General features: G+C 52.3%; 10 protein-coding genes. 8 read left to right on the top strand and 2 right to left on the bottom strand.

Annotation, left to right across the window (positions count from 1 at the left end):
• The first annotated feature begins 25 nt into the window (after positions 1–25).
• The 6 genes from D3P07_RS21895 (at position 26) to D3P07_RS21870 (ending at position 12,297) form a co-directional block, all read left to right on the top strand.
• Positions 26–1,093 carry an LLM class flavin-dependent oxidoreductase gene (locus tag D3P07_RS21895; RefSeq protein WP_119802396.1) on the top strand — a complete coding sequence of 356 codons (1,068 nt, stop codon included), beginning with the start codon at positions 26–28 and terminating at the stop codon, positions 1,091–1,093.
• A 128-nt stretch (positions 1,094–1,221) separates the two neighbouring features.
• Positions 1,222–2,385 carry an MFS transporter gene (locus tag D3P07_RS21890; RefSeq protein WP_119802419.1) on the top strand — a complete coding sequence of 388 codons (1,164 nt, stop codon included), beginning with the start codon at positions 1,222–1,224 and terminating at the stop codon, positions 2,383–2,385.
• Positions 2,386–2,892: 507 nt separating this feature from the next.
• Complete coding sequence (locus D3P07_RS21885) at positions 2,893–5,775, top strand: family 20 glycosylhydrolase (protein WP_182914455.1); 2,883 nt, start codon at positions 2,893–2,895, stop codon at positions 5,773–5,775.
• A complete protein-coding gene (locus D3P07_RS21880; protein WP_119802394.1) occupies positions 5,736–7,202 on the top strand; it encodes an S-layer homology domain-containing protein in 1,467 nt (488 codons plus the stop codon). The genes D3P07_RS21885 and D3P07_RS21880 overlap by 40 nt, the downstream gene beginning before the upstream one ends.
• Positions 7,203–7,231: 29 nt before the next feature.
• A complete protein-coding gene (locus tag D3P07_RS21875; RefSeq protein WP_119802393.1) occupies positions 7,232–11,359 on the top strand; it encodes a DUF4855 domain-containing protein in 4,128 nt (1,375 codons plus the stop codon).
• 218 nt (positions 11,360–11,577) lie between these two features.
• Positions 11,578–12,297: a hypothetical protein gene (locus tag D3P07_RS21870; protein WP_119802392.1), complete on the top strand. Its 720-nt coding sequence runs from the start codon at positions 11,578–11,580 to the stop codon at positions 12,295–12,297.
• A gap of 45 nt (positions 12,298–12,342) precedes the next feature.
• Here the strand turns inward: D3P07_RS21870 and D3P07_RS21865 are convergent, their stop codons facing one another.
• Positions 12,343–12,708, bottom strand: a complete 366-nt coding sequence (locus tag D3P07_RS21865) for an aminotransferase-like domain-containing protein (RefSeq protein WP_147384556.1) — start codon at positions 12,706–12,708, stop codon at positions 12,343–12,345.
• Between the two features lie 206 nt (positions 12,709–12,914).
• Positions 12,915–13,382 carry a GNAT family N-acetyltransferase gene (locus D3P07_RS21855; protein WP_119802389.1) on the bottom strand — a complete coding sequence of 156 codons (468 nt, stop codon included), beginning with the start codon at positions 13,380–13,382 and terminating at the stop codon, positions 12,915–12,917.
• Positions 13,383–13,786: 404 nt separating this feature from the next.
• Between D3P07_RS21855 and D3P07_RS21845 the strand changes: the two genes are divergently transcribed.
• Together D3P07_RS21845 and D3P07_RS21840 are read left to right on the top strand one after the other, a co-directional pair.
• Entirely contained in the window at positions 13,787–20,692 is a 6,906-nt protein-coding gene (locus tag D3P07_RS21845) for an Ig-like domain-containing protein (RefSeq protein ID WP_182914454.1), read from the top strand.
• Between the two features lie 287 nt (positions 20,693–20,979).
• Positions 20,980–21,852, top strand: coding sequence for an AraC family transcriptional regulator (locus D3P07_RS21840; protein WP_310732565.1), 873 nt, complete (start codon positions 20,980–20,982; stop codon positions 21,850–21,852).
• Positions 21,853–21,870 lie beyond the last annotated feature (18 nt).

Raw genomic sequence — 21,870 nt, 5'->3', positions numbered from 1 at the left:
TCGTATCAAAAAGGAGTGAATGACGATGAGCAATCCAACAAAAACGATGGAGATTGGAATGAGTACCTTCCTCCATGCCAATCCCCATAATGGCGGTGTTTCGCATTCAGAGAGACTGCGCCAAGCGATGGAAGAAATACAATTAGCCGATCAAGTTGGTCTTGACGTCTATGCGATCGGTGAGCATCATCGCATCGACTACACAAGCTCTTCGCCAGCAGTGATTTTGGCGACTGCAGCAGCCACAACGAAGCATATTCGTCTATCAAGTGCAGTTACGGTCCTTTCTTCGGACGATCCGGTAAGGGTATATCAGGACTTTGCAACGCTGGATGGACTTTCTAACGGGCGAGCGGAAATTATGGCCGGACGGGGCTCGTTCATTGAGTCGTTTCCGCTATTCGGCTATGATTTGAACGATTATGAGCAGTTATTTGAAGAGAAATTGGAACTGTTGCTGAAGATCCGTGCTTCTGAAAAGGTAACCTGGCCTGGCGGCCATCGCCCGGCGATTGATCATATGGGCATCTACCCTCGCGCACAGCAGGAGCCTTTGCCTGTCTGGATTGGCACGGGCGGCAGTCCTGACTCTGCTATTCGGGCAGGTTTGCTTGGACTTCCAATTGTGTTCTCGATTCTTGGGGGCATGCCAGAGCGATTTGCTCCATTGGTGGAGCTATATAAGGAAGCTGCTGCGAGAGCAGGTCATGATCCGAATAAGCTGCAGATTGCTACGCATTCTCATGGCTTTATCTCAGATACAACACAAGAAGCCGCAGAACGATATTTCCCAGTCATGGCTGCCCAAATGAACCAGATTGGACGGGAACGAGGCTGGGCTACTTATACACGTACCTCGTACGATGCAGCTCGCGACCTTCATGGTGCCTTATATGTCGGAGACCACGAATATGTTGCAGAGAAGATCGTACTGCTGCACAAGAATCTGGGCTTAACACGATTTATGATGTACATCGATTTCAGTTCGTTGCCGCATCGTGATTTACTTCGCACAATTGAGCTTCTCGGAACAAAAGTAGCGCCGATTGTTCATAAGGAACTCGCTAGTCAGACATCTGTCCGAAATGCTTAAATCAGAAGAATACACTTTGGGGAGAAGAGGCCGGATTAACCAGTAAAATGATGTTGGAGAATGGAGAAATTTTTTTAATTAAGAGTTCTATAGTTTTAGATTTATGGAAACCAAAAGGAGAGAATGAAGTGGGTAATTCATGGAAAATTTATATTCTGGCCATTGTCAGCTTTTTGGTCGGAACTTCGGAATTCGTCATTGCCGGTATTTTGGATATGCTTGCAAGTGATATTGGGGTGTCCGTAGCAGCGGCTGGACAGCTGATTACAGTTTACTCGCTTGCTTATGCGATCGGTACTCCGATCCTTATTGCCCTCACGGCAAAAATGGATCGAAGAAAGCTTATGCTGTCGGCTTTGGCATTATTTTTCGCAGGGAACTTGATCACGATCTCAACCACAGGCTACGGCATGCTAATGGGAGCGCGAATTATTTTGGCGATAAGCACGGGGGTGATTATGGTCGTCGCCCTGACCGTCGCGGCCAAACTATCAAACCCTGAAAGACGGGGCGGCGCTATCGCTAAGGTACTCTTGGGCTTTAACCTCGCGCTTATACTCGGGGTTCCGCTTGGGAGGATCATTGCTGGCTCGTATGATTGGCAAATCATCTTCACAGGGATCGGCGCACTCAGCTTGATCGCGATGTTGGTTCTTTTGCCGACGATTCCAAAATCGGAGGGAGAGGCTCCCGTACCGATTCGGGAACAGCTCGCTATGTTTAAGAATCCTCGTATCACTGTCGCATTGTCCATCAGTTTTTTCTGGATACTGGGATATACCATTCTGTACACCTATATCACGCCTTTTCTTCTGGACATTACGGGGATGAGCGGGCGGATGGTAAGCATCGGATTGTTTGCATTTGGGCTGGCCAGTCTCATAGGCTCCCAAGTTGGCGGTTATGGTGCAGACAAATGGGGTATTCCCCGCACGATGATTGGAGGCTTGCTCTTTCACGCTGGAGTATTATTTTTATTGGCGGCATTCTCTCATTCGTCCATGATCGTGTTGCCGCTGCTTATGCTTTGGTCCTTTTTCGCATGGTCAACGGGCCCAGTTCAACAAGTGTATTTAATGGGTATGGCTCCTCAGGCTTCAGGGATCATTCTGAGCTTGAACAATTCCATCGTTCAATTGGGAATGGCCGTAGGGGCTGTAATCGGGGGCATCGTTGTAGAAAACATCTCTCTTACAGCAGTTGGCTGGATTGGCGGAGTTGGCGTCGCAATTGGACTTATCCCAGCTATTTATTCTTTAACCATGCGCCGTAAATCTGCAGTAATGGAGTAATCATGGATTGGGATTAGAAGGATTGAAAAAAGAATTGGCCTGCCTCAAACGCTAACGCGAATGCATGCAGCTGCCAATTCTTTTTATTGTCCATGGGGTTCAAACCATAGTCGATTGCAGCGCCAGAAACCGGGCGTATTCGAGCGGCCGGACCAAAGATCGATCCCCGAGAGCCATATTGTAGGTCGCCCATGTGATGCTCGGATTCGTCAAAGAAGCGGCATATCCGATAACCGACTTGGAGAATCTTGGCTTCTATCCTAACTCACCATTAACTCCAACAAGATAGCGGCTCTGCCCAATTACATATTAAGGATGACCTTCCGATATCAAGCTGCGAAGTTGAGAGAAGAAGGCCAAATGTCCACATTTGTATATGGAATGTAAACATAAGTATATCGATGAACGAATGCCCCCTACTTATAATGAAGTTGCTGCAGCAAATGAGCATGGTGGGTCATGCGATATGCTAGTTTAATTCTCTTAATTACAACGGGGGGGATTTTAGTGCGATTTCGGCATAAGACTATTTTTTTATTGCTTTTTGTTACCGCTTTCATAATGATTGCCATTCCTCAGGAGTGGTCCAACGCCGCAACGGGGAATTTGGCTCTAGGGAAGACGGCTTATTCGTCGTCGAACGAGGTGGATTTTTTCGGGCCTGAGAAAGCAGTGGACGGAGGCGCCGAGAATGCAAGCCGCTGGTCATCGGAAAGAACGGACGACCAGTGGTTTTACGTTAATCTGGGCGAGCCCGTAGAGATCGGAAGAGTGGTCATCAACTGGCAGACTCCGGCGGAGCAGTATCAAATTCTCGTATCCGACGATGCGGAATCCTGGAGGAACGTATTCGCGGACAACCGCATGCTCGTTGCCTCCGGGCCGGGTGAAGATACGATTGATTTCGAGCCGACAGTGGCGCAATACGTCAAATTCCAAGGGGTGACGCGACGTCCTATTGAGGAGGTGTATTACGGATACTCCTTCTGGGAATTCGAGGTATACAAAGGCAGGCCGCAGCTGCCGCCTATGATGGAGGAGGTCAAAAAGGGCATCGTCGTCTCCGAAGGAGACACTCAGCTGAACCTGCCCGCTGTACCGGACGATTTTACGCTGACGCTGGTGAACACGGACAGCTTGCCGGTAATCGATGCGCAGGGCAATATCCATGCGCCGCTTGTCAATACTCAGGTTCAGCTGCTGCTGCACATCCAGAGCGACAGCGATCCGTCATATCTCTTAACGGATAATGCGCTAGTCACCGTGCCCGGTCTCTTCAAGCAGACGAGCGATCGGAACCCGGAGCCGCGCGTCATTCCTTCTTTGCGGGAGTGGCTGGGCGCAAGCGGCGAATTCCGCTTGACGGACAAATCCAAAGTCGTCATTCGCGCGGAGGATGAGGCGGCTCTGCGGGGGACGGCAGACATTTTGCAGCAGGACCTGTTGGATTTAACGAAGTTGCCGCTGACAGTGACGGTTGGCGCTCCTCAAGCGGGGGACATCTATTTGGCACTGGATGCCGCGCAAGCGGGATTGGGGACTGAGGGGTATGAGCTGACTATCGGCGAGTATGCTTCCGTCGCTGCCTCTGAGCAGACGGGGGTCATGTTCGGCACGAGAACGATCCTGCAGCTGCTCGGCCAAGCTGCCGATCATAAGGCGATGCCCAAGGGGCAGTCGCGCGATTATCCGAAATACCCGGATCGAGGCTTCATGCTCGATGTAGCCCGCAAGTTTTATACGATCGAGTTTTTGCAGGACTATGTCAAGCTGATGTCCTACTATAAGATGAACCGGTTTCAGATTCACTTAAACGATGATATCGGCGATGTCGGGAAGTTTCGTCTGGAGAGCGAGGAATTTCCGGGCATTACGAGCAAGGACGGCTTCTACACGAAGCAGCAATTCAGAGAGCTGCAGCTGCTTGGGATGGAATACGGCGTAAACGTCGTGCCGGAAATCGATACGCCGGGCCATTCCGGCGCGTTCATCGCCTACGATTCCCGGCTGGGCAGCAACAATCAGCTGGATATCAATCGTCCAGAGACGATCGACTTTATCAAGGCACTCTTTGACGAGTATCTCGACGGCAGCAATCCGACCTTCGTCGGCCCGGACGTACACGTCGGTACGGATGAATATTTCGGCGACGACAAGGAGGCGTTCCGCAGATACGCGGATATGCTCCTTAACCACATTAACAGCAAAGGCAAGCGCGCCCGTCTGTGGGGCAGCCTGTCCGCATACGACGGCACGACGCCGGTCAGCAACAATGCGACGATGGACATCTGGTATGAGCCGTACGGTAGCGCTCAGCAGGCCGTTGAACTCGGCTATGACATTATCAACACCAACACGAATTTGCTCTATATCGTTCCGCAGCTGTACCGCAGCTATTTGAATTACGATTTCATTTACAACGAATGGGAGCCTAACGATTGGCTGGAGACTAAGCTTCCTTATGCGCACCCGCAGGTAAGAGGCGGCATGTTCGCGCTCTGGAACGATGTGTCCGTAGAGAAAGGCGTCTCCATGGCGGACTCGCATCAGCGGATCTTGCCTTCTATGCAAGTGTTGGCGGAGAAGCTGTGGAGAGGCAACCGCATCGACCGGAACTTCGCAAGCTTCCAGGCGGATGCCGCAAGGTACGCGGACCCGCCGGGTGTTCATCAGTCGCACAAGCTTCAAGTCGACAATGGGCGCCATATCGTGCTGGATTATACCTTCGACGAAGGCTTCGCGGATCGTTCGGGCAACGGCTTTGACGGCAACGCGGTGAATGCAGGCACGGAGAAGGGAATCTTCGGGCAAGCCGTGAGGCTAAAAGGCGGGGCCAGCTACGTGGATACGCCGCTTCGCACGCTCGGATTCGGATGGACGATGTCCATGTGGATCAAGCCGGACGCTGACAGCCCGCAAGGAGCCGTGCTGCTGGAATCTCCGGATGGACAGCTGAAATACAACATCGGAGGCAGCGGAAAAATGGCCATCACGAAGGAAAACTACGTCAGCGAATTTAACTATAAGCTGCCGACCGACCGCTGGACGCAGGTGATTATGACCGGCGACGACACAGGGACCTCCATTTTCATTAATGGCAGCGAGTATACGGCTACTCTAAAAGACGGGTCCAGACTGGAAACGTTCGTTTTGCCGGTCGCCAGAATCGGCAGCGAGACGAACGCTTTTAAAGGCTTGATTGACGAACTGGTCGTGAGGAACACCTTCATGGACCTGCATGGAAATCTGGCTTTGCATAAGCAAGCCGAATCCTCGCAGCCGGAATCCTCGTCCTATACCGCGGACAAAGCGGTGACGGCAGAGGGGATACCAGATGGTCCAGCGATTGGGTGGACGATACCTGGTTCATGGTGGATCTGGGTGAAGTGAAGAACATTGATGCCGTATCTATTTTGTGGCAAACGGCTTATGGTTCGAAATACCGCATTGTCGTATCCGAGGATAAGGAGAACTGGACGAACGTCGTGAAGGACAACAATGGCGAGATTAACGGCAAGCCGGGGCGAGTCGCGACTACCTTCCAGAGCACGCCGGCCAGATACGTGAAGTTCGAAGGCGTGTCCAGAGCAACCATGTTTGGCTATTCCTTTGAGGAATTTGAAGTATACGGCGAGGAATATAAGCTCGGCAATATCCAGCCGATTATCGACCTGTTGACGGCTATCGAGGCCGACAAGCTCGTGGAAGCCAATTATTCCCCGGAGGGCTGGGCACAGCTTCAGCAAGCGATGGAGCAAGCGATTGCGGCTATTCAGACCGCACAGCTGTCCCGTCCTGAAGCCGAGCAGGCGTATGCAGGGCTGAGCGTTGCGCGCGATCGTCTAACGATCGAAGACGTGATGGGCCTGATCGAGCTTAACGTGAACGGAAGCATCGCCGCGAACCTCTATCTTCCGCAGAAAGGACAACTCGGCACGCGCATCGTCTGGAGCAGCTCGAAGCCCGACTATCTGAATGCCAATGGACAGTTGTTGAAACGTCCGTCAGGCGGGGCAGGCGACATGGAGGTTGTGCTGATCGCGACGATCAGCAAGGGAGACGCTTCAGCGGATAAAACGTTCAAGATCAAAATCAAAGCGCTGCCTGGCTCCGGCGGCGGAGGATGGGTTCCGAGCCCGGTCACGCCAGATCCGGAAGAAGGCCAAAACGGCGGTTCAAATCCGGGCGGCGGAGATCCAGGCAATAGCAACGGGAACGGAAGCGGCAATGGCGGGGAGTCCGGCGGATCGACGACAGTCTCGCTTAACGATATTGCGAGCCACTGGGCAGAAGCGTCGATCAAACGGGCCGTCGAGCTTGAATTCGTAGCCGGCTATACGGACGGATCGTTCAAGCCGAATAAGACGGTGAGCAGGGATGAGTTCGTCGTCATGCTGGTCAAAGCGTTGAAGCTGCAAGGAGCGGACAGTGCGCTGGACTTCGCGGACGCAGGTTCGATTCAAGGCTGGGCGAAGCCGTATATTGCGAAGGCCTTGGAATCCGGCCTGATCAGCGGCTATGAGGATGGGACCTTCCGTCCGAAGGCTTCGATCAGCCGGGCGGAGCTGGCGGCGATGATCGTGCGCGGCTTGGGCCTCGCGCCTGCGGAAGGGTCTAAGCTCTCTTACGCGGACGCGGATCGAATTCCGGCTTGGGCGAAGCCTTATGTGGCGGCAGCCCGGGAAGCGGGAGTAATGAACGGACGCGGGGATAACCGCTTTGCGCCAGATGCTTCGGCGACGAGAGCTGAAGCAGTGACCGTCATTCTGAACATGATCGATGCGCTTGCGGAGTTGAAGGCACAGGAGCTGAACTAATTTCTCATAGAAAGAGAGAGTGAGCTAAGGTGAAAACAAGACGAGTTTTGACTGCTTTGCTGCTTGTCCACGTCATGCTGTTATCGTTAATATCGTCCGTATATGCGGAGGAGCCGGGCGGAGAAAACGCCGGCTTCTATAATCTGGCTCAAGGGAAAACGTACACATGGTCGGAACCGCCGGAGGACGCTTTCCCGGACGACGGGACGAAGCTGACAGACGGCAATGCCGCCGACTTGTCGCGTAACAGCGGCAACTGGGTGGGCCATCGCAACATGAAATCCCGTTCGGTTGTGTTTGATCTAGGCGAGCAAAAGACGGTCCAGGAGGTGAGCGCGCGTTTCCTGCACGATTGGCCGAACAACGAAACGCTTGTGCCGCTCACCGTTTCGTTCTACGCGTCGGACGATGGGGTGAACTGGGGCGTTTTGTCTCATAATGCAACTCAGTTGTTATGGGGCGACCAGACCAACATCGAGACGTTTGCATGGGACGGCAGCCCGGAGACCGGAGTTGTTAAGCGTGGCGATTATACCGAAGGACTCGTGTACGCTCGGTATGTGAAAGTGGTGTTCTCCATGCATCCGAGGGCATGGAGCATGATCGATGAGGTGACGATTACCGGCGCGGACGGTTTGGTCGCCGGAGCGGAGCCGGTGCAGCCTGTGCCCTATGATCTCCTGCAGCCTGGAGATGCTACTGGCGGGATCCAGAACCTGGGCTTGCTGTATAACGGGCATTATGCGGACGGCACAGGAAATTGGACGAAGGAGAGGGCTACTCCTAATATCAGCTATGTGAACGAGCAGGGGGAGCCTGTCGATTGGCTATTCGACGGCGTGCTGTATCTGGGTTTGACGTCGGATAACGGCAGGGGATTTGGAGCAACGGACGCAGCCGGCAAAGCCAGAAAAGAGGAATGGGAATGGTATCTGAATAAAACGTTTGACGACGGCGGCGATATGAGCGCGTTGAACGAGGCGACGGTCGAGGCAGGCGTGAAGCTTGGCGAGCCCGACCATAAGACGAAGGTTGTTCTGATGATTCCCGAACCGGGCGAGTATCAGTCCGACTTCGGCAGCATTAACGGTGAGGATCTGAACTTCGATGTAGGTGCAGTCGGTGATGCCGCATCGCTGGACAACCGGGCCAAAGCGATTCAGTGGTGGGTCGATGAAGTGCAAGCCAGATGGACGGCTGCGGGCTACTCGAACCTGGAGCTCGTCGGCATGTATTGGCTGGAGGAGCAAATCAGCACGCATGCGACCGGACCGGAGATGGTTAATAGAGCGAGTGACATCGTTCATAACGCCGGCCTGAAGCTGTTCTGGATTCCTCATTTTATGGCCTACAAGGCATTCATGTGGAAGGATGTCAGCATCGATGCCGTATCTCTGCAGCCGAACTATTTCTTTGAGAAACTGGACCCTTCGCGTCTGGAGGATACAGCGGATATGGCGAAGCGGTACGGCATGTCGCTGGAGCTGGAATTCGACGACCGGATGATCAACGACGCCGTCTTCCGCGAGCGGTTCATCGAGTACTTGAACAGCGGCGTGGATACCGGGCTGATGCAGCAAGGATATAAAGCTTATTATCAAGGCAACAACGCGGTATACAATGCGGCGAAAAGCGCAGACCCTGCCACCCGCGTGCTTTACGACTGGCTGTATCAATTCTCGAAAGGCACTTATCAGAAACAAGACGCTGCTCCGCCTGATGTTGTAGCGCTCATGAACGGGCAGCCGATCTCGGAGCATACGATCGTGCCCGATACGACGCAGGCCGCCTTCACCTGGACCATTCCGGGAGATGACGGAAGCGGGATCGTCAAAGTAACGGCCAAGTATGACGGCAAAGCTTATATCGAAGGAACTGTGATGGATCTGACGGGCAAGCCGGGCAAGCATGTGCTGGAGCTGACGGTGGCGGCTGCCACATCCAAGACGGTCAAGTATGTGATAGAGGCTCGCTTGGGCGCTGACGGCCTGCTTGCCCTTGTGGACAAATACGCGGACAACAAGCAGCTGAGCCATGCCGATACGAACCGGGCTATGCGCAACGCCTTGATCATGATGGAGCGTACGCAAGAGAGCGATCCAGAGCAAGCCAAGCATTATTTAAAGGCATTCAATGCGAAGCTGGAAGAGGCCAAGAAACATGAGTATGTATCGGAAGGTGCTTATACGGAGCTGAAGGAAGGCGTGTATTTCGAGATTGGAAGCATCGCGCAAGACAAACAAGCCGAGGCGTCCTCGACGGAAGCGGCTGGTCTGGAGCCTGCGAAGGCGCTGGATGGCGCTCCGGCCACACGTTGGGCGAGCGAAGTGCGCGAGACGGCTTGGTTCCAGGTTGATCTGGACAGCCAGCAAACCTTCGATACGATCCGCATCGATTGGGAATACGCGCGCGCGGACCAATATCGTCTGTCCGTCTCGGAGGATAATGAGACCTGGAGTCCTTTGAACGTCGGCGACAAAGGCGTGGTTAAAGCGTCGGACGGCAAGAATACGCTGGTATTCCCGGCGACGACGGCAAGGTATATCAAGTTTGAGGGACTGAGTCGGGCAACGTTCTATGGTTATTCCTTCTACGAATTCGGCGTATACGATCTTGCCCTGCAGCAAGAGCTGAAGACGCTCGACGGCATACAAGCCGCTGTGGATGTCTCCACGAAAAAAGTTGCGATCGACGGACTGGTCATGAACGGCAAGAAGGAGCACTTGTATGTCAAAGTGCTCGACCCGAACGGCAAGATTCAATATTCCGGCCAGACGAGCACTGAGGATGACGGAAGCTTCCGGATCGACTTTACATTGACCGGAGGAGCGCAAGGAAGGTATACGGTCGAGCTTGAGACGGACGACATGACGACTCCCGAGCTGGCTACCTTCGAATACCGCAAGCCGCCTACCAATGGCGGAGGCAATGGCGGCGGTCCGGTGACGGATCCGGATCCGTACAACTTGCAAGCGGACGGTTCAGTCAAAGCCGTGCTCGTTCCGACGCTGAATGGCAAACAGGCTACGGCTTCGGTCGGAGCATCGGACCTGAATGCTGCCATTCAGAAGGCAGCGGCCGACAGCAACGGCAACAAGCATGTCCATCTTGAATTGAAACCGTCGAACGCGGCCGGCAGCTATGCGCTGGAGCTTCCTGCGGCTAATCTGACGAATCAGTCTAATCTGATTCTGTATATCTCCACGCCGTTCGCCCGGCTTGCTTTGACCGGCGACATGCTTGCTGGAGTTAAGGCGAATGCCGAGAAGCTGGTCGTTATCATAAGCGATCATATGGGCGAGTATCGCGGCAACGAAGCGGCAAGCCGGATCGGAAACAGGCCGATCGTACAGGTTGCGATGCAATTGGACGGGGAGGCTCTCTCCTGGAGCAATGCGAACGCTCCGATCCAGATTGCGATTCCATATTCGCTGAAGTCGGGAGAGCAGGCAACTGAACTGCAAGCTTACGAACTGACGGGCGACACCGCTGCAGTCATCCAGGGCGCGTCTTATGACAAAGACAAGGGTATGCTGCGGCTTACCATCGACCATGTCGGCGTCTATGCCGTCGGCGGTGCGAAGCCGGCTGCGTTCAACGATCTTGGCAAGCATGAATGGGCGCGCGAGGCGATCGAGGAGCTGGCCGAGAGAGGCATCGTCCAAGGCACCTCGATCGATAACGGCACCTTCAGCCCGGCAAACCCGGTAACGCGGGCGGATTTTATCCTGATGCTGGTGAACATGCTTGACCTGCGCGCCGAGTTTGCTTCGACATTCGCCGATGTGAAGCCAGGGGATTATTATTATGATGCGGTGTCCATCGCCAAGCAGTTGGGCATCGTTTCGGGAGTGAACGAGGGCAGCTTCGCCCCTCGCGATCCGGTCAGCCGGCAGGACGCTTTGGTGATGCTGACCCGAGCGCTGCAAACGACGAGGGCAATCAAGCCATCCGTATCCGATACAGCGCTTGAGGGCTTCCGCGATGCGAGCCAGATCGCGCCATATGCTGCGGACAGCGTGGCAACGATGCTCAAGCACGGGCTGGTTACGGGTTCCAATGGCTATATGAAGCCGAAGAATACAACCAGCAGAGCGGAAGCGGCGACCTTCCTGTATCGCGCTCTTCAATTCGTTGAGGGGCAGCAGCAGAAGTAGAGGCAGGAATAATTGGTTTAAGCACACTTTGATTGGCGCGGCAACGCGTCCGGAGTGTGCTTTTTTCGTTGATACAGAATTTTGTCTCAACTTTAGCAGAGCTAAAGTAGGAAGGCCTTACGTAATGTCGAATATAAAGAAGACCTATATTAGTAAAGGAAGTAGCAACATTATTCACCGAATTTATACAAGAAAACGTTTGTAGGGAGGCAATATGGATGGGGTCTTTCGAGCAGATTTGGAAGCGAATAGTGGAGTTGGAGGGGAATGAGTTTCGGCAGGTTCGTGGAAAAATATTTACTTACAAGATATCTGGAGATTCGTTTATTCCTAGCACAACAAATTATATTGTTCCGAGAAGCCAACTTGAGAAGGCTTGGCAGAGGATGCCGCTAGAAGGTCCAGGGGCCATTAGTGATCTAGTAGCACCATCTTACATTTTTGCTTTGCTTATGGATACACGAGTTTTATCAGAAGTAGGGGACAGAGGGACACAGACATCTAGTTACAGCAATAATCACCAACACATTACTGGTGATTTTGCCGAGCATCTTGTCATGTATTGGCTTTCTAAGAAGGGTTATGAATGTGCACATGTTCAACACGTTGGAATCGACATTATTGCCGCCAAGGACGGTAAGAGACTTGGGATTTCAGTAAAAAGTCGAAGTCGTAAGACTGGTATTGTGAACGATAGAATGACTATAAATTATCCCGAGAAACATGTTCAACATGTCCGTGAGACGTGTAGGCATTTTAATTGCGAGGAGTTTTTTGCCTTTGTGCTGGACCAAAATAATAAAATTAAAGTCATTCTCACCCCACTTTCTTGCATCGAACACTATTATGTCATTTCATCTAAGAGTTCGCAGGATTGGAACATGAGTAAGTTTGAATTCGACCCTTCCTCACAAATATTTGAGTTGGCTTGGAATTAAATTGAAGTTCGTTAACAGAGGGCAGGCTGTCCATGCAGCCTGCTCTTAACGTTCAGCCACAAACTTCTGTATACACCGCACGCCTTCCTCGATCTTCCCGGTGCTTAAGTTGCCGTAGCCAAGCACAATTCCTGTTTCATCGAGTTGGCCAGACCATCTGTATTCGGCGGAGCGTTCCACTAGAAACCCGTAAGAGGCCGTATCTTCCCAAGGAAGAAGGGCAAGCCGCTTGGAATGAAATTGCACCAATATATGCATGCCAGCCTCGTCGCCCAGAATCGATAGTTCATCCCTTAAAATATCATGGAGTCGGTCCTTTAACAACGCTCTTCGTTTTCGATACACCTTCTTCATCGCATGAACATGGCGGTCCAGTTGACCGTCTTGAATGAATGGGCCTAACGCTTTCATTCCGATCCCGGGCTTCAAGACGAGGAAACAAGTCGAGGAGTTAGCTGGTGCCATTGCCCGTGGGCCGTTGTCCCAAGAGCAAATGAAGGAAATCGCGGAAATAATGAATGTTGAATAATAAATCAGACCATCATGGGGGATTTTTGATTAAGGTGACAGCTTGCGCCGAAGGAATATATGACGAGGGCACTCAGCTAATGCCCTCTTTAGTTCAATAATTTCTTTAAGTCAATTCTTGTATATGTCTTCTCATAACTTGAACCATCTTCATTGAAGTATATGGCGTCTTTTGAATAGGGTTCTGAAATAGCATGATACCCGTATTTAGAAATAAGCTTAATCATTTTGGGATTTTCTATAGGGTCAACGCTAACATACATTTCGGTATAACCCAAATCTCTTGCAAGACGTTCTCGATAATTTATTAGTTCTGAACCTATACCTTTTCCACGGTAAGCTTCTTTAACATACAAATCACTTAACTTTGGTACAAGTTTCCCTCTTAATCGTAGAACGCCGAATCCTAAAATGATAGTATTCATTTCAGCAACTATTAAAATTGCAGCTTTATTCTCCTGGTCTGTTAGGTAGGAAGTAAATAAGTCTTTATTGTTTCTTATCGTGCAGAGTCCATCAATATCATGAGTACTAGCCATCCTTACAGTATATTGCATAAATAGCCTCCCCCAATAAATTCTCCAAGAATAGCTCAACTATAAGCCATCTTTCGAAGCTTTACGTTCGTGTCCTCCACAGAAAACAGACATGAAGAAACTAACCTATTCTTTTTATTCGACGTCGTATTTTCGTACTCCTTGCTATCGAGGTAGCGAAACCACGCCAGATAATGCCCCAGATATTTTGTTGCAACTCCATTAAAGCGGTCCATCCATCTCTTCAGTCGGCTAAGGTAGCTATTCACGTTCTGGATACTGAAACAGTTAAGGATGTAAAAGTGAAAAAAATAGAGTGCAATGTCATAATATTGGAGCTCACCGGGAGAAACCATAAACTATAATAAAAAGAAAGCGCTTTCTTTTTTGTGATGCGATACCGATATTTGGGAGGTAGAGGCAAATTGAGCAAGAAATTACGGCAGTCATTCGCATTTATCCTCATCATAGCACTCGTATCCAGCGTAATGCCGGGTGGCAAAGCTTATGCTTTGGAGAAAAGCGAGGAACCAGGATTGTTGGCTTGGTACAAGCTGGATACGCCTTATGAGCTCAACGGCAAGAGCGTGGCGGAGGACTCCTCCAGTAATGGTCATCATGCCATCAGTGCAATCGGCACTTGGGACGAGGATGGCGGTGTATACGGCGGGGCATTATCGTTTAACGGCGTCACCGATCTGATTCAGCTGAATTTGGGGTCGGCTCCGGCAGGATCGTACCTGAAAGACGCATTTACGGAGCATTCCGCTTCGTTATGGTTTAAAGCAAACGATACGCAAAAGCTGCAGGTGCTGTACGAACGCGGAGGCAATGCGTCTGGAATGGCGATTCAATTGAACGCGAACAAGCTGGAGGCCGCTGTAGTGAGCGGTGAGCGGGCAACCTTGTCCGTGGATTTTACCGATACTGCTTCTTGGCATCATGTGATGGTTACTTTCGACAACGGGGCATTCACGCTGTACCTGGATGGGGAGGTCGCCGCCGCGACTACTGCGTCGTTTACAAAAGTGAATAGCGCGCTTAACGAAGCAGCCATCGGCGCAAAAATCGCCGTCTATGCATTCGGCGGAGACAACCAGACCGGGGCTTGGTTCAACGGGATGATTGATAATGTGCGTTTGTACGACAGAGCGGTTGAGCCTTCGATCGAAGTGGCAGGAGTAAGCTTGAACAAGGCGCAGTTGACCGCGACGGTCGGCGAATCGGTGTATCTTGCCGCGTCTCTGGAGCCGTCGTTCGCGACGAATAGCAATGTCACCTGGACATCCAGCGATGAATCCGTCGTGACGATTACCGGTTACGATTCAGCACAAGCGGCTATCGAAGGCAAAAAAGCGGGCAGTGCGACCGTTACCGTGACAACGGAGGATGGGAATTATACGGCTTCCAGCGAAGTGACCATCCTTCCAGAGCAGATTTCCATGCCCCTCGACGATCTAGCACCCTTAGAGGCCTGGTATAAGCTGGACGGCCCTCTCAGTCAAAAAGGCAAGATAGTCGCAGAGGATTCCTCCGGGAAAGGGCATCATTCCTTCAGCGCGATCGGGGATTGGCTGCCTGGCGGAGGTGTCGATGGAGGAGCATTCTCCTTCAATGGGTCGACGAGTATCATTCAACTCAATACGGCGAACGACACCTTCTTGAGGAATGAGTTTTCTGAATTCACCGCCGCCATGTGGTTCAAGCCAGCGGATTTAAACACGAGACAGGTATTGTTCGAGCGCGGAGGCAATGGGGCAGGGCTTGCGGTCCAAATTAATGAAGGGAAGCTCGAAGCTGCTGTTGTGAATAACAAACCTGAGGTCAATCGAGTTATTCTTTCTACTGAACTGACTGGCACGGCTGAATGGCATCACGTCGCGGTTTCTTTCGGCAACAGCACTTTCAAGCTGTTCCTAGACGGGCAACTGGCCAAAGAAACAGGAACGCCTTTTGATAAAGTATCCGCAGCAGCTAACGAAGGGGCGCTTGGCGCAAGATTCGCCGTTGACGCTTTCGAGGGAGCAGCCACAGGAGGCTACTTCAAAGGGGTTATCGACGATGTCCGATTATATAAGGCTGCTGTCGAACCCATTGTAGGCGCGGTCTCTGCTCAAAGCGTCGTGCTGGATCGGGATGCGGTCACGCTTGGAAAGGGCCTCACGCAAGAGCTTGTTGCAACAGTTCTCCCGAAGCATGCGACGAATCAGAATGTGATCTGGACCTCCAGCGATGATTCCATCGCAAAGGTTTCGCCGAGTGGCGGTCTGAAGGCGGTTGTGCAAGGGGTATCGGAAGGAACGGCGACAATTACCGTGACGGCTGTTGACGGGGAATTTACATCGTCAAGTATTGTGACCGTCGAGCAGGTCCCAGTTGAAGGGATAAGCCTTACGCCTGCGGATGTGGAAATGGTGGTGGGTACGACGCAGACCCTAATACCGACGATTACACCGGAGAATGCGTCAAATCGGAATGTAAGCTGGGAGTCTACTAGTCCGTCTATAGCGACGGTCAATGAATCGGGTACGGTTACGGCGCTTCAACCAGGGACGGCGTCGATCACCGTAACAACAGAGGATGGAGGTTATTCAGCTTCTATGGTTGTCACAATTAAGGGTATACCAGTTGAGAAAATCTCTCTGAATCACACGAAAGTCACGTTAGCGGTTGATCGGACGCACCTGCTGTCGCCCGCGATCTCGCCTAAAAACGCAACGAACCAACATATCATTTGGACGTCTTCCGATTCTTCCGTGGCGACGGTCGATGCGAGCGGCAGGGTGACGGCAGAGGGACCGGGCCATGCGATCATTACGGCCACAACCGAGGATGGAGGTTTTGCAGCCACTAGCGAAGTCACGGTAAATTCATTCGCTGTTAAGAGAATAGATAATCTGTTTCGTGTCGATTCGGGGCCCGAGCAAGGCAAGAAGGCTACCCTCTACGATGGAACGATCGAGAAGTATAACGGCTATTATTACGCGATGGGAACCGGTACATTGGGATTCGTGTATCGTTCGAAGGACATGATTCATTGGGAAAGTCCTTATCGATTGATTTCGAATGATCCAAGCACGATGCCCCCGACGGTGAACCCGGCTGATTACAATGAATTAGGAGCATCCGATTTGTTCTATCATAACGGAGTGATGTTCTATTCCTACAATGGCACCTCGTTGATTCACGGGGACCCGAGCACGATGAATACGGTGCCCGATTTTCGTAACAGCTTCTGGGACAAGAAGTTTGATGATGGGATTGACCCGCAGCTGTTCGTCGCGCACAACGGAGATTTGATCTTCTTGCGCAAGGTCAATCCGGACGAGCTGGACCCGAATACCGGTCATGCTAAGCCAGGGCGCGCCGGCGCATGGCTCTGGAACGTGGAATCATTCTTCAACGAGAAGGGCAATCCGGACCGCAGCAAGGCGCTCGAGACAGTGACCACACAGATGGGCCACTGGGCCAATATGAACTTCGTCAATTTCGAGGGACCGGAGCTACACTATCATAACGGCCAGTATTACATGCTGTATGTGGGGAATCAGATGTTCCCGGAAACAGGCCTTTATGATACAGGAGTGGCGCAAGCCGACAGCTACGATAAAATTACGAATGATTCCAAGTATCCGGGCAAGCTGCTCGCCCGTAATGCCGAGGAGTTAATCCTGAAATATCGTGTCCTCTTACCGACGTCCGAGCATGGGGGCCAGCCGTATCAATACACCTTCAAGTCGCCCCTGGCGGGCTGGAACAGCCTTGGCGCAGATACGGACGGTTGGGTGTCCGGGGAGGGCGGCTTTGGTTGGCCGGATGTGAATCGAGCGAAAATCCCGAGCATTTACAATGACGGGAAAACAGCGGGATCCGAGATTTGGTCGCATCCGAACGGTCCGGCCTCCATGTGGGCGAAACGCTCCTTCAGCTTGGATGCTGTGCCGGAGAAGACAGTTCTGCGCTACCGCTTGCAAGGCTACGGGAAGCTGTATGTGAATGGCAAGGAGCTCTTCGCATTCGACGGTCAGCAGCGTGCATACAAGATGGTTGAGGTTCCTGCCGAACTGCTGCAGACCGGGGAGAACGTGATCGCCGTAGAGGCAGGCACAAACGGTCCTGCATTGAACTTTTACCATATGGATTTCGGCTTGTACGATACGAACGGCCATGCGGTCGAGCCTGACATCATCGGACCGTCCCAACCGAATGTGATTGTGGGACCAAACGGGTTCGAGACTTGGGTCACCTATAAGGCATTCTGGAACAGCGATAACGGACAAGGGAAGGATCGCGTCTATTTCTGGGATCAGGAGATGGTCGTCGACGGACCGACCTCGTATGATTCCGAGGGCCTCCATCCGGATGCCTGGACACCGACATTCCAAGACCGGTTCGATTCGGAATCCAGCTTGCAGCATTATGAAATGCCGGAGACGGATGTCTCGATTGACAATGGGACGTTGTACTTTAATGCTGCTCATGATTCGAAACGGGTGCTGCTGAACGGATACGAAGCAGAAAACTTCTTTATGGAAACCAATCTTCGATTCGAAGACAAGGATTTCGGAGATGAGGGGCAGGCCGGTATGGTCGTGTGGCATCGGGATGAGAACAACTACGTGAGCCTGTTGATTGACCGCGACGACCGGAAGCTTGTGATCCAGTCCCGCATCGATGGTGTTTCGGAAAGCTCGGCAGCGGATTTGCCGTCGACGTTTGCATTCCTGCATGATGACGCGCGCGCTGCGGACTTCGCGGAGCAATATCATACGCTCAGGGTATACAAGAACGGGACCAAATTGTTTGCGGAATTGGATCAATACACCCTAAACGACGATCGGCCGGTGTTCGAGCATGAGACGATGGCTGCTCCGGGGCAAATCGGCTTGATCAGCAACAAGGCGATCGTTCGGATGGATAACGTGACCGTGACGACCGGCTGGAGTGAATACGGTACGTATATCAACGGTTGGGATGAAGCATGGTCGGTATCCGGGAAGGGCTTGCAATCCCCTGCAGCCGGAGAAGCGCTCACGGTCAAAGGCGACCGGATGCTCGAACATGAGTTTTCGGTCAATGTGAATACGGGAGCTTTGCCGGAAGCGGGTAAAGCGGGTATTATTCTCGCGTATATTGACGCTCGGAACTACGTGACGGCAAGTACGAATTACGCCACGAATGAATTCGAGCTGCGCAAGGTCGTGGATGGCCGGGAGGAGCTCATTGCCGCTGCTCCTGCGGCGAGAGATACGATCTACGGGCACAGCAATTACGCTGCGGAAGGACAGCGTGAGTATGTGTACGATCTGCGTGGAGAAGCGGAGGTTTCGTCGGCCAAGATGCTGTGGTTCCACGGTCCGTTCCAATACGTGAACAAGAACTTTGAGCTGCCTGATTCGACATCGGCAAATTTCAAGTTCGACAGTAAGAAGGACGGTTGGGATGCGGTGCCGTTCACGTATCAAGACAAGGGTAGAGGCGATTACCATATCGCCGACTTTGAGGACAATGTAAAGACCAGTCAGCTTCGACTGAGCGTCCCTTCAGAATCGAATCGTCCCTTTACCTTCGTCGTTCGGGAAGAGGTCAGTTCGCAAAACTTCTATAAGGCGGTTCGGTCGAAGGGGAAAATCTATGTATGGGTAAACAACGAGCTGATCTTTGACGCTGAGGATCCTTTCGAAAACAGACCCGCTCAGACCGGCCTTTATACAGATGGAATCCAAGCGACATACAACGCCTTTACCGGCTTCGACGTATCGGGACGACTTGCCGCGGGCGATGACGGCGGCGCTTCGCTGACCGTGAAAGCGGAGGTTGCCGGCGAAGCCGGCAGCAACGGATGGTACGTTTCGGATGTACAGGTCACTTTGCGTCCGGAAGGCGAAGACTTGGATCATGTCAACTTGTTCTACAGCCTGGATGCGGGAAACACATGGCACGAGTACAGCCGCCCGATCGCGATTTCCGCCGAGGGTCGCAATGAGCTCCGCTATTATGCCGACGATGGGACGGGGAATACAACGGAGACCGCAACGTTGACCATCAGCATCGATAAGACCGCTCCGGTTATCAAGTTAAATGGCCTGTCCAGCGTGACCGTAACATTCGGCGCCGCATATAGGGAGCAAGGCGCAACGGCAACCGATAATATCGGTCCAGTAGGCGAGATTACGGTTACAGGTGAGGTTAATACCAACAAGGCAGGCACCTATACGCTGCGATACCATGTTTCCGACCAAGCGGGGAACGCTGCTGCGGAAGCCGAACGTAAGGTGACGGTCAAGAAGAAGGAGAATTCATCCGGAACCGAGGGACCTGTCGACGAAGGCAGCCATTCGGAGGAATCCCCTCCGCCGGCTTCCGGGAGCAAGGAACAGCAGACGGATGTGAGCCCGGAAGAAAGCAAGCAGCTGGAGCTGGAAGGCGGAGTAAAGATTCATATTCCTGCGGGCGCCGTGTCTTCGAAGGGGACGATTCGTATCGCGGTCGTCGAACCGGATCAGATTCCCGCGAATGGCGATCTGGAATCGGTCAGCCAGCTTTACGAATTGTCCAGTACGGCGGGCGAACGGTTTTCCAAGTCGCTGGAGCTTTCATTCGTCTACGACGCCAAGCAATTGAAGCCGGGGACCCACCCGGCCGTGTATTATTACCACAAAAGCCAGAAGCGTTGGCTATTCATCGGCGGCTACGTGGAGGAAGAAGGAACGATACGTGTGGATGTCGATCACTTCACGACGTTCGCTGTCTTTTCCTATGAACCGGCAGCGCTGAAGGATATGGCGAATCATTGGGCAGCAAGCTACGTTCGTCGTCTCGCTGGGATGAATGTCGCTGCCGGATACCTGGACGGAAACTTCCGGCCGGAAGAAACGGTAACGAGGTTCGAATTCGCGAAGATGCTGGCTTCGGCCTTGGGCCTTGAAGAGGCTTCCCGCGATACGAAATTCTCGGATAACAGGCATATCCCGTCTTGGGCGAAGCCGCACGTTGCGGCCGCAGTTGAAGCAGGCCTGATTCTGGGTTACGAGGAAGCCGGCACGACAAGCTTTAAGGGTGAGCGCACAGTGACGAGAGCAGAAGCAGCCGTTATACTCGTAAGAGCATTGCAGCTTTACGGTACCGGCACCACTGGCTTGACGAGTAAAGCACCGGGCCTGAAAGACGCTTCGGACATACCGTCCTGGGCGAAACCGTCGATTGACAAGGCTTTGTCCATGGGGATCCTGAGCGGTTACGAGGATGGTGCTATCCGCGCGGACCAAGAAACGACGAGAGGCGAAGCAGCCGCTATGATTTACAAATTGCTGGCCGCGTTGGGTATATAGCTTCAAGTAAAATAAGTAAAAGTTTATACGGCCTTAGCCCTGAATGCCACGGGGCTGAGGCCTTTTATTTTGCCTGCAAATGCTTATGAAGCAGATATACAGCTCAATGTTCTCTTGCAACTATTCAAATAGGGTCAAGCACAAGAATATTATTAGCATAATGTTAGGTGTACTAGACAGGACTCACATGCTCAATTATGATAACACTTATAAGAAAGCGCTTTATATTTAATTAGTGGAGATTTCGTAATTGTCATTTTGTTGGAAATATCAGGAGGGAACAAGAGATGGGAGTGGGCTCTATGATGCAGGAATACGATTACGAGTTTGCTGATTTCATTTACTATACGCCAGGGGATCTGGATAAGGAAGGACGTATATGGCCGGTCCGGGCGGGTTGCAGTATGGCCAAACCGAACTACAAAGTGGGACCCAAAAGAATCGAGTGCTACAGTCTTCACTTGGTGCAGGAGGGGAGGGTTCGGCTGGAGTACGAAGGCAATCAGGTTGAATTGCAAAAGGATGACCTATTTTGTTTGTATCCGGGACGAACCTATAGCTACGATATGCTTCCCTCTGGCAAGCCGCTTCAAATGAGCTGGTTGGCGGTAGATGGCGACAGGGTACTGACGCTGCTGGAACTCGCCGGGTTTACGCATGAGAAGCCTTATCGCAAAAAAGCGGTCAGCTCAAGCGTCAGGTTATCGGCGGATCGAGTCATTCATACGCTGGCATGCGCTAAGCGCTGGAGCCCGGCAGGGGCATTGGAGCTGCAAAGCCTTGTTTACGCGCTATTCGCTGAATTGATAACGGAGACGGCGCCTGCACCTGAGGCTGAGCTTGCCGGTTGGATTCATGAATGCATGAACTATATGGAGCTGCACGCCTCGGAGGGGATCTCCGTCCAGCAGGTAGCGGATTTCGCAGGTGTGCACCGCTCCTACTTTACCCATGTGTTCACGAGCCAGGCGGGCATTCCCCCCATGAAGTACATACAGAAGATCCGTATGGAGAAGGCAAGACAGCTGCTGATCGATACGGACGCGACGGTTACGGAAATCGCCTTGTCACTTGGTTATCCGAACCTGTACACGTTCACCCGAGCCTTCAAAATTTATTATAAGGAATCCCCTCAAGCTCTGCGGAAGATGATCAACTAACCGAGAATAGGCACTTTA

The organism is Paenibacillus sp. 1011MAR3C5 (assembly GCF_003591485.1).
GTDB lineage: Bacteria > Bacillota > Bacilli > Paenibacillales > Paenibacillaceae > Pristimantibacillus.
Note: the sequence above shows the minus strand (reverse complement) of the source record. Positions and strands in the feature narration are given on the sequence as shown.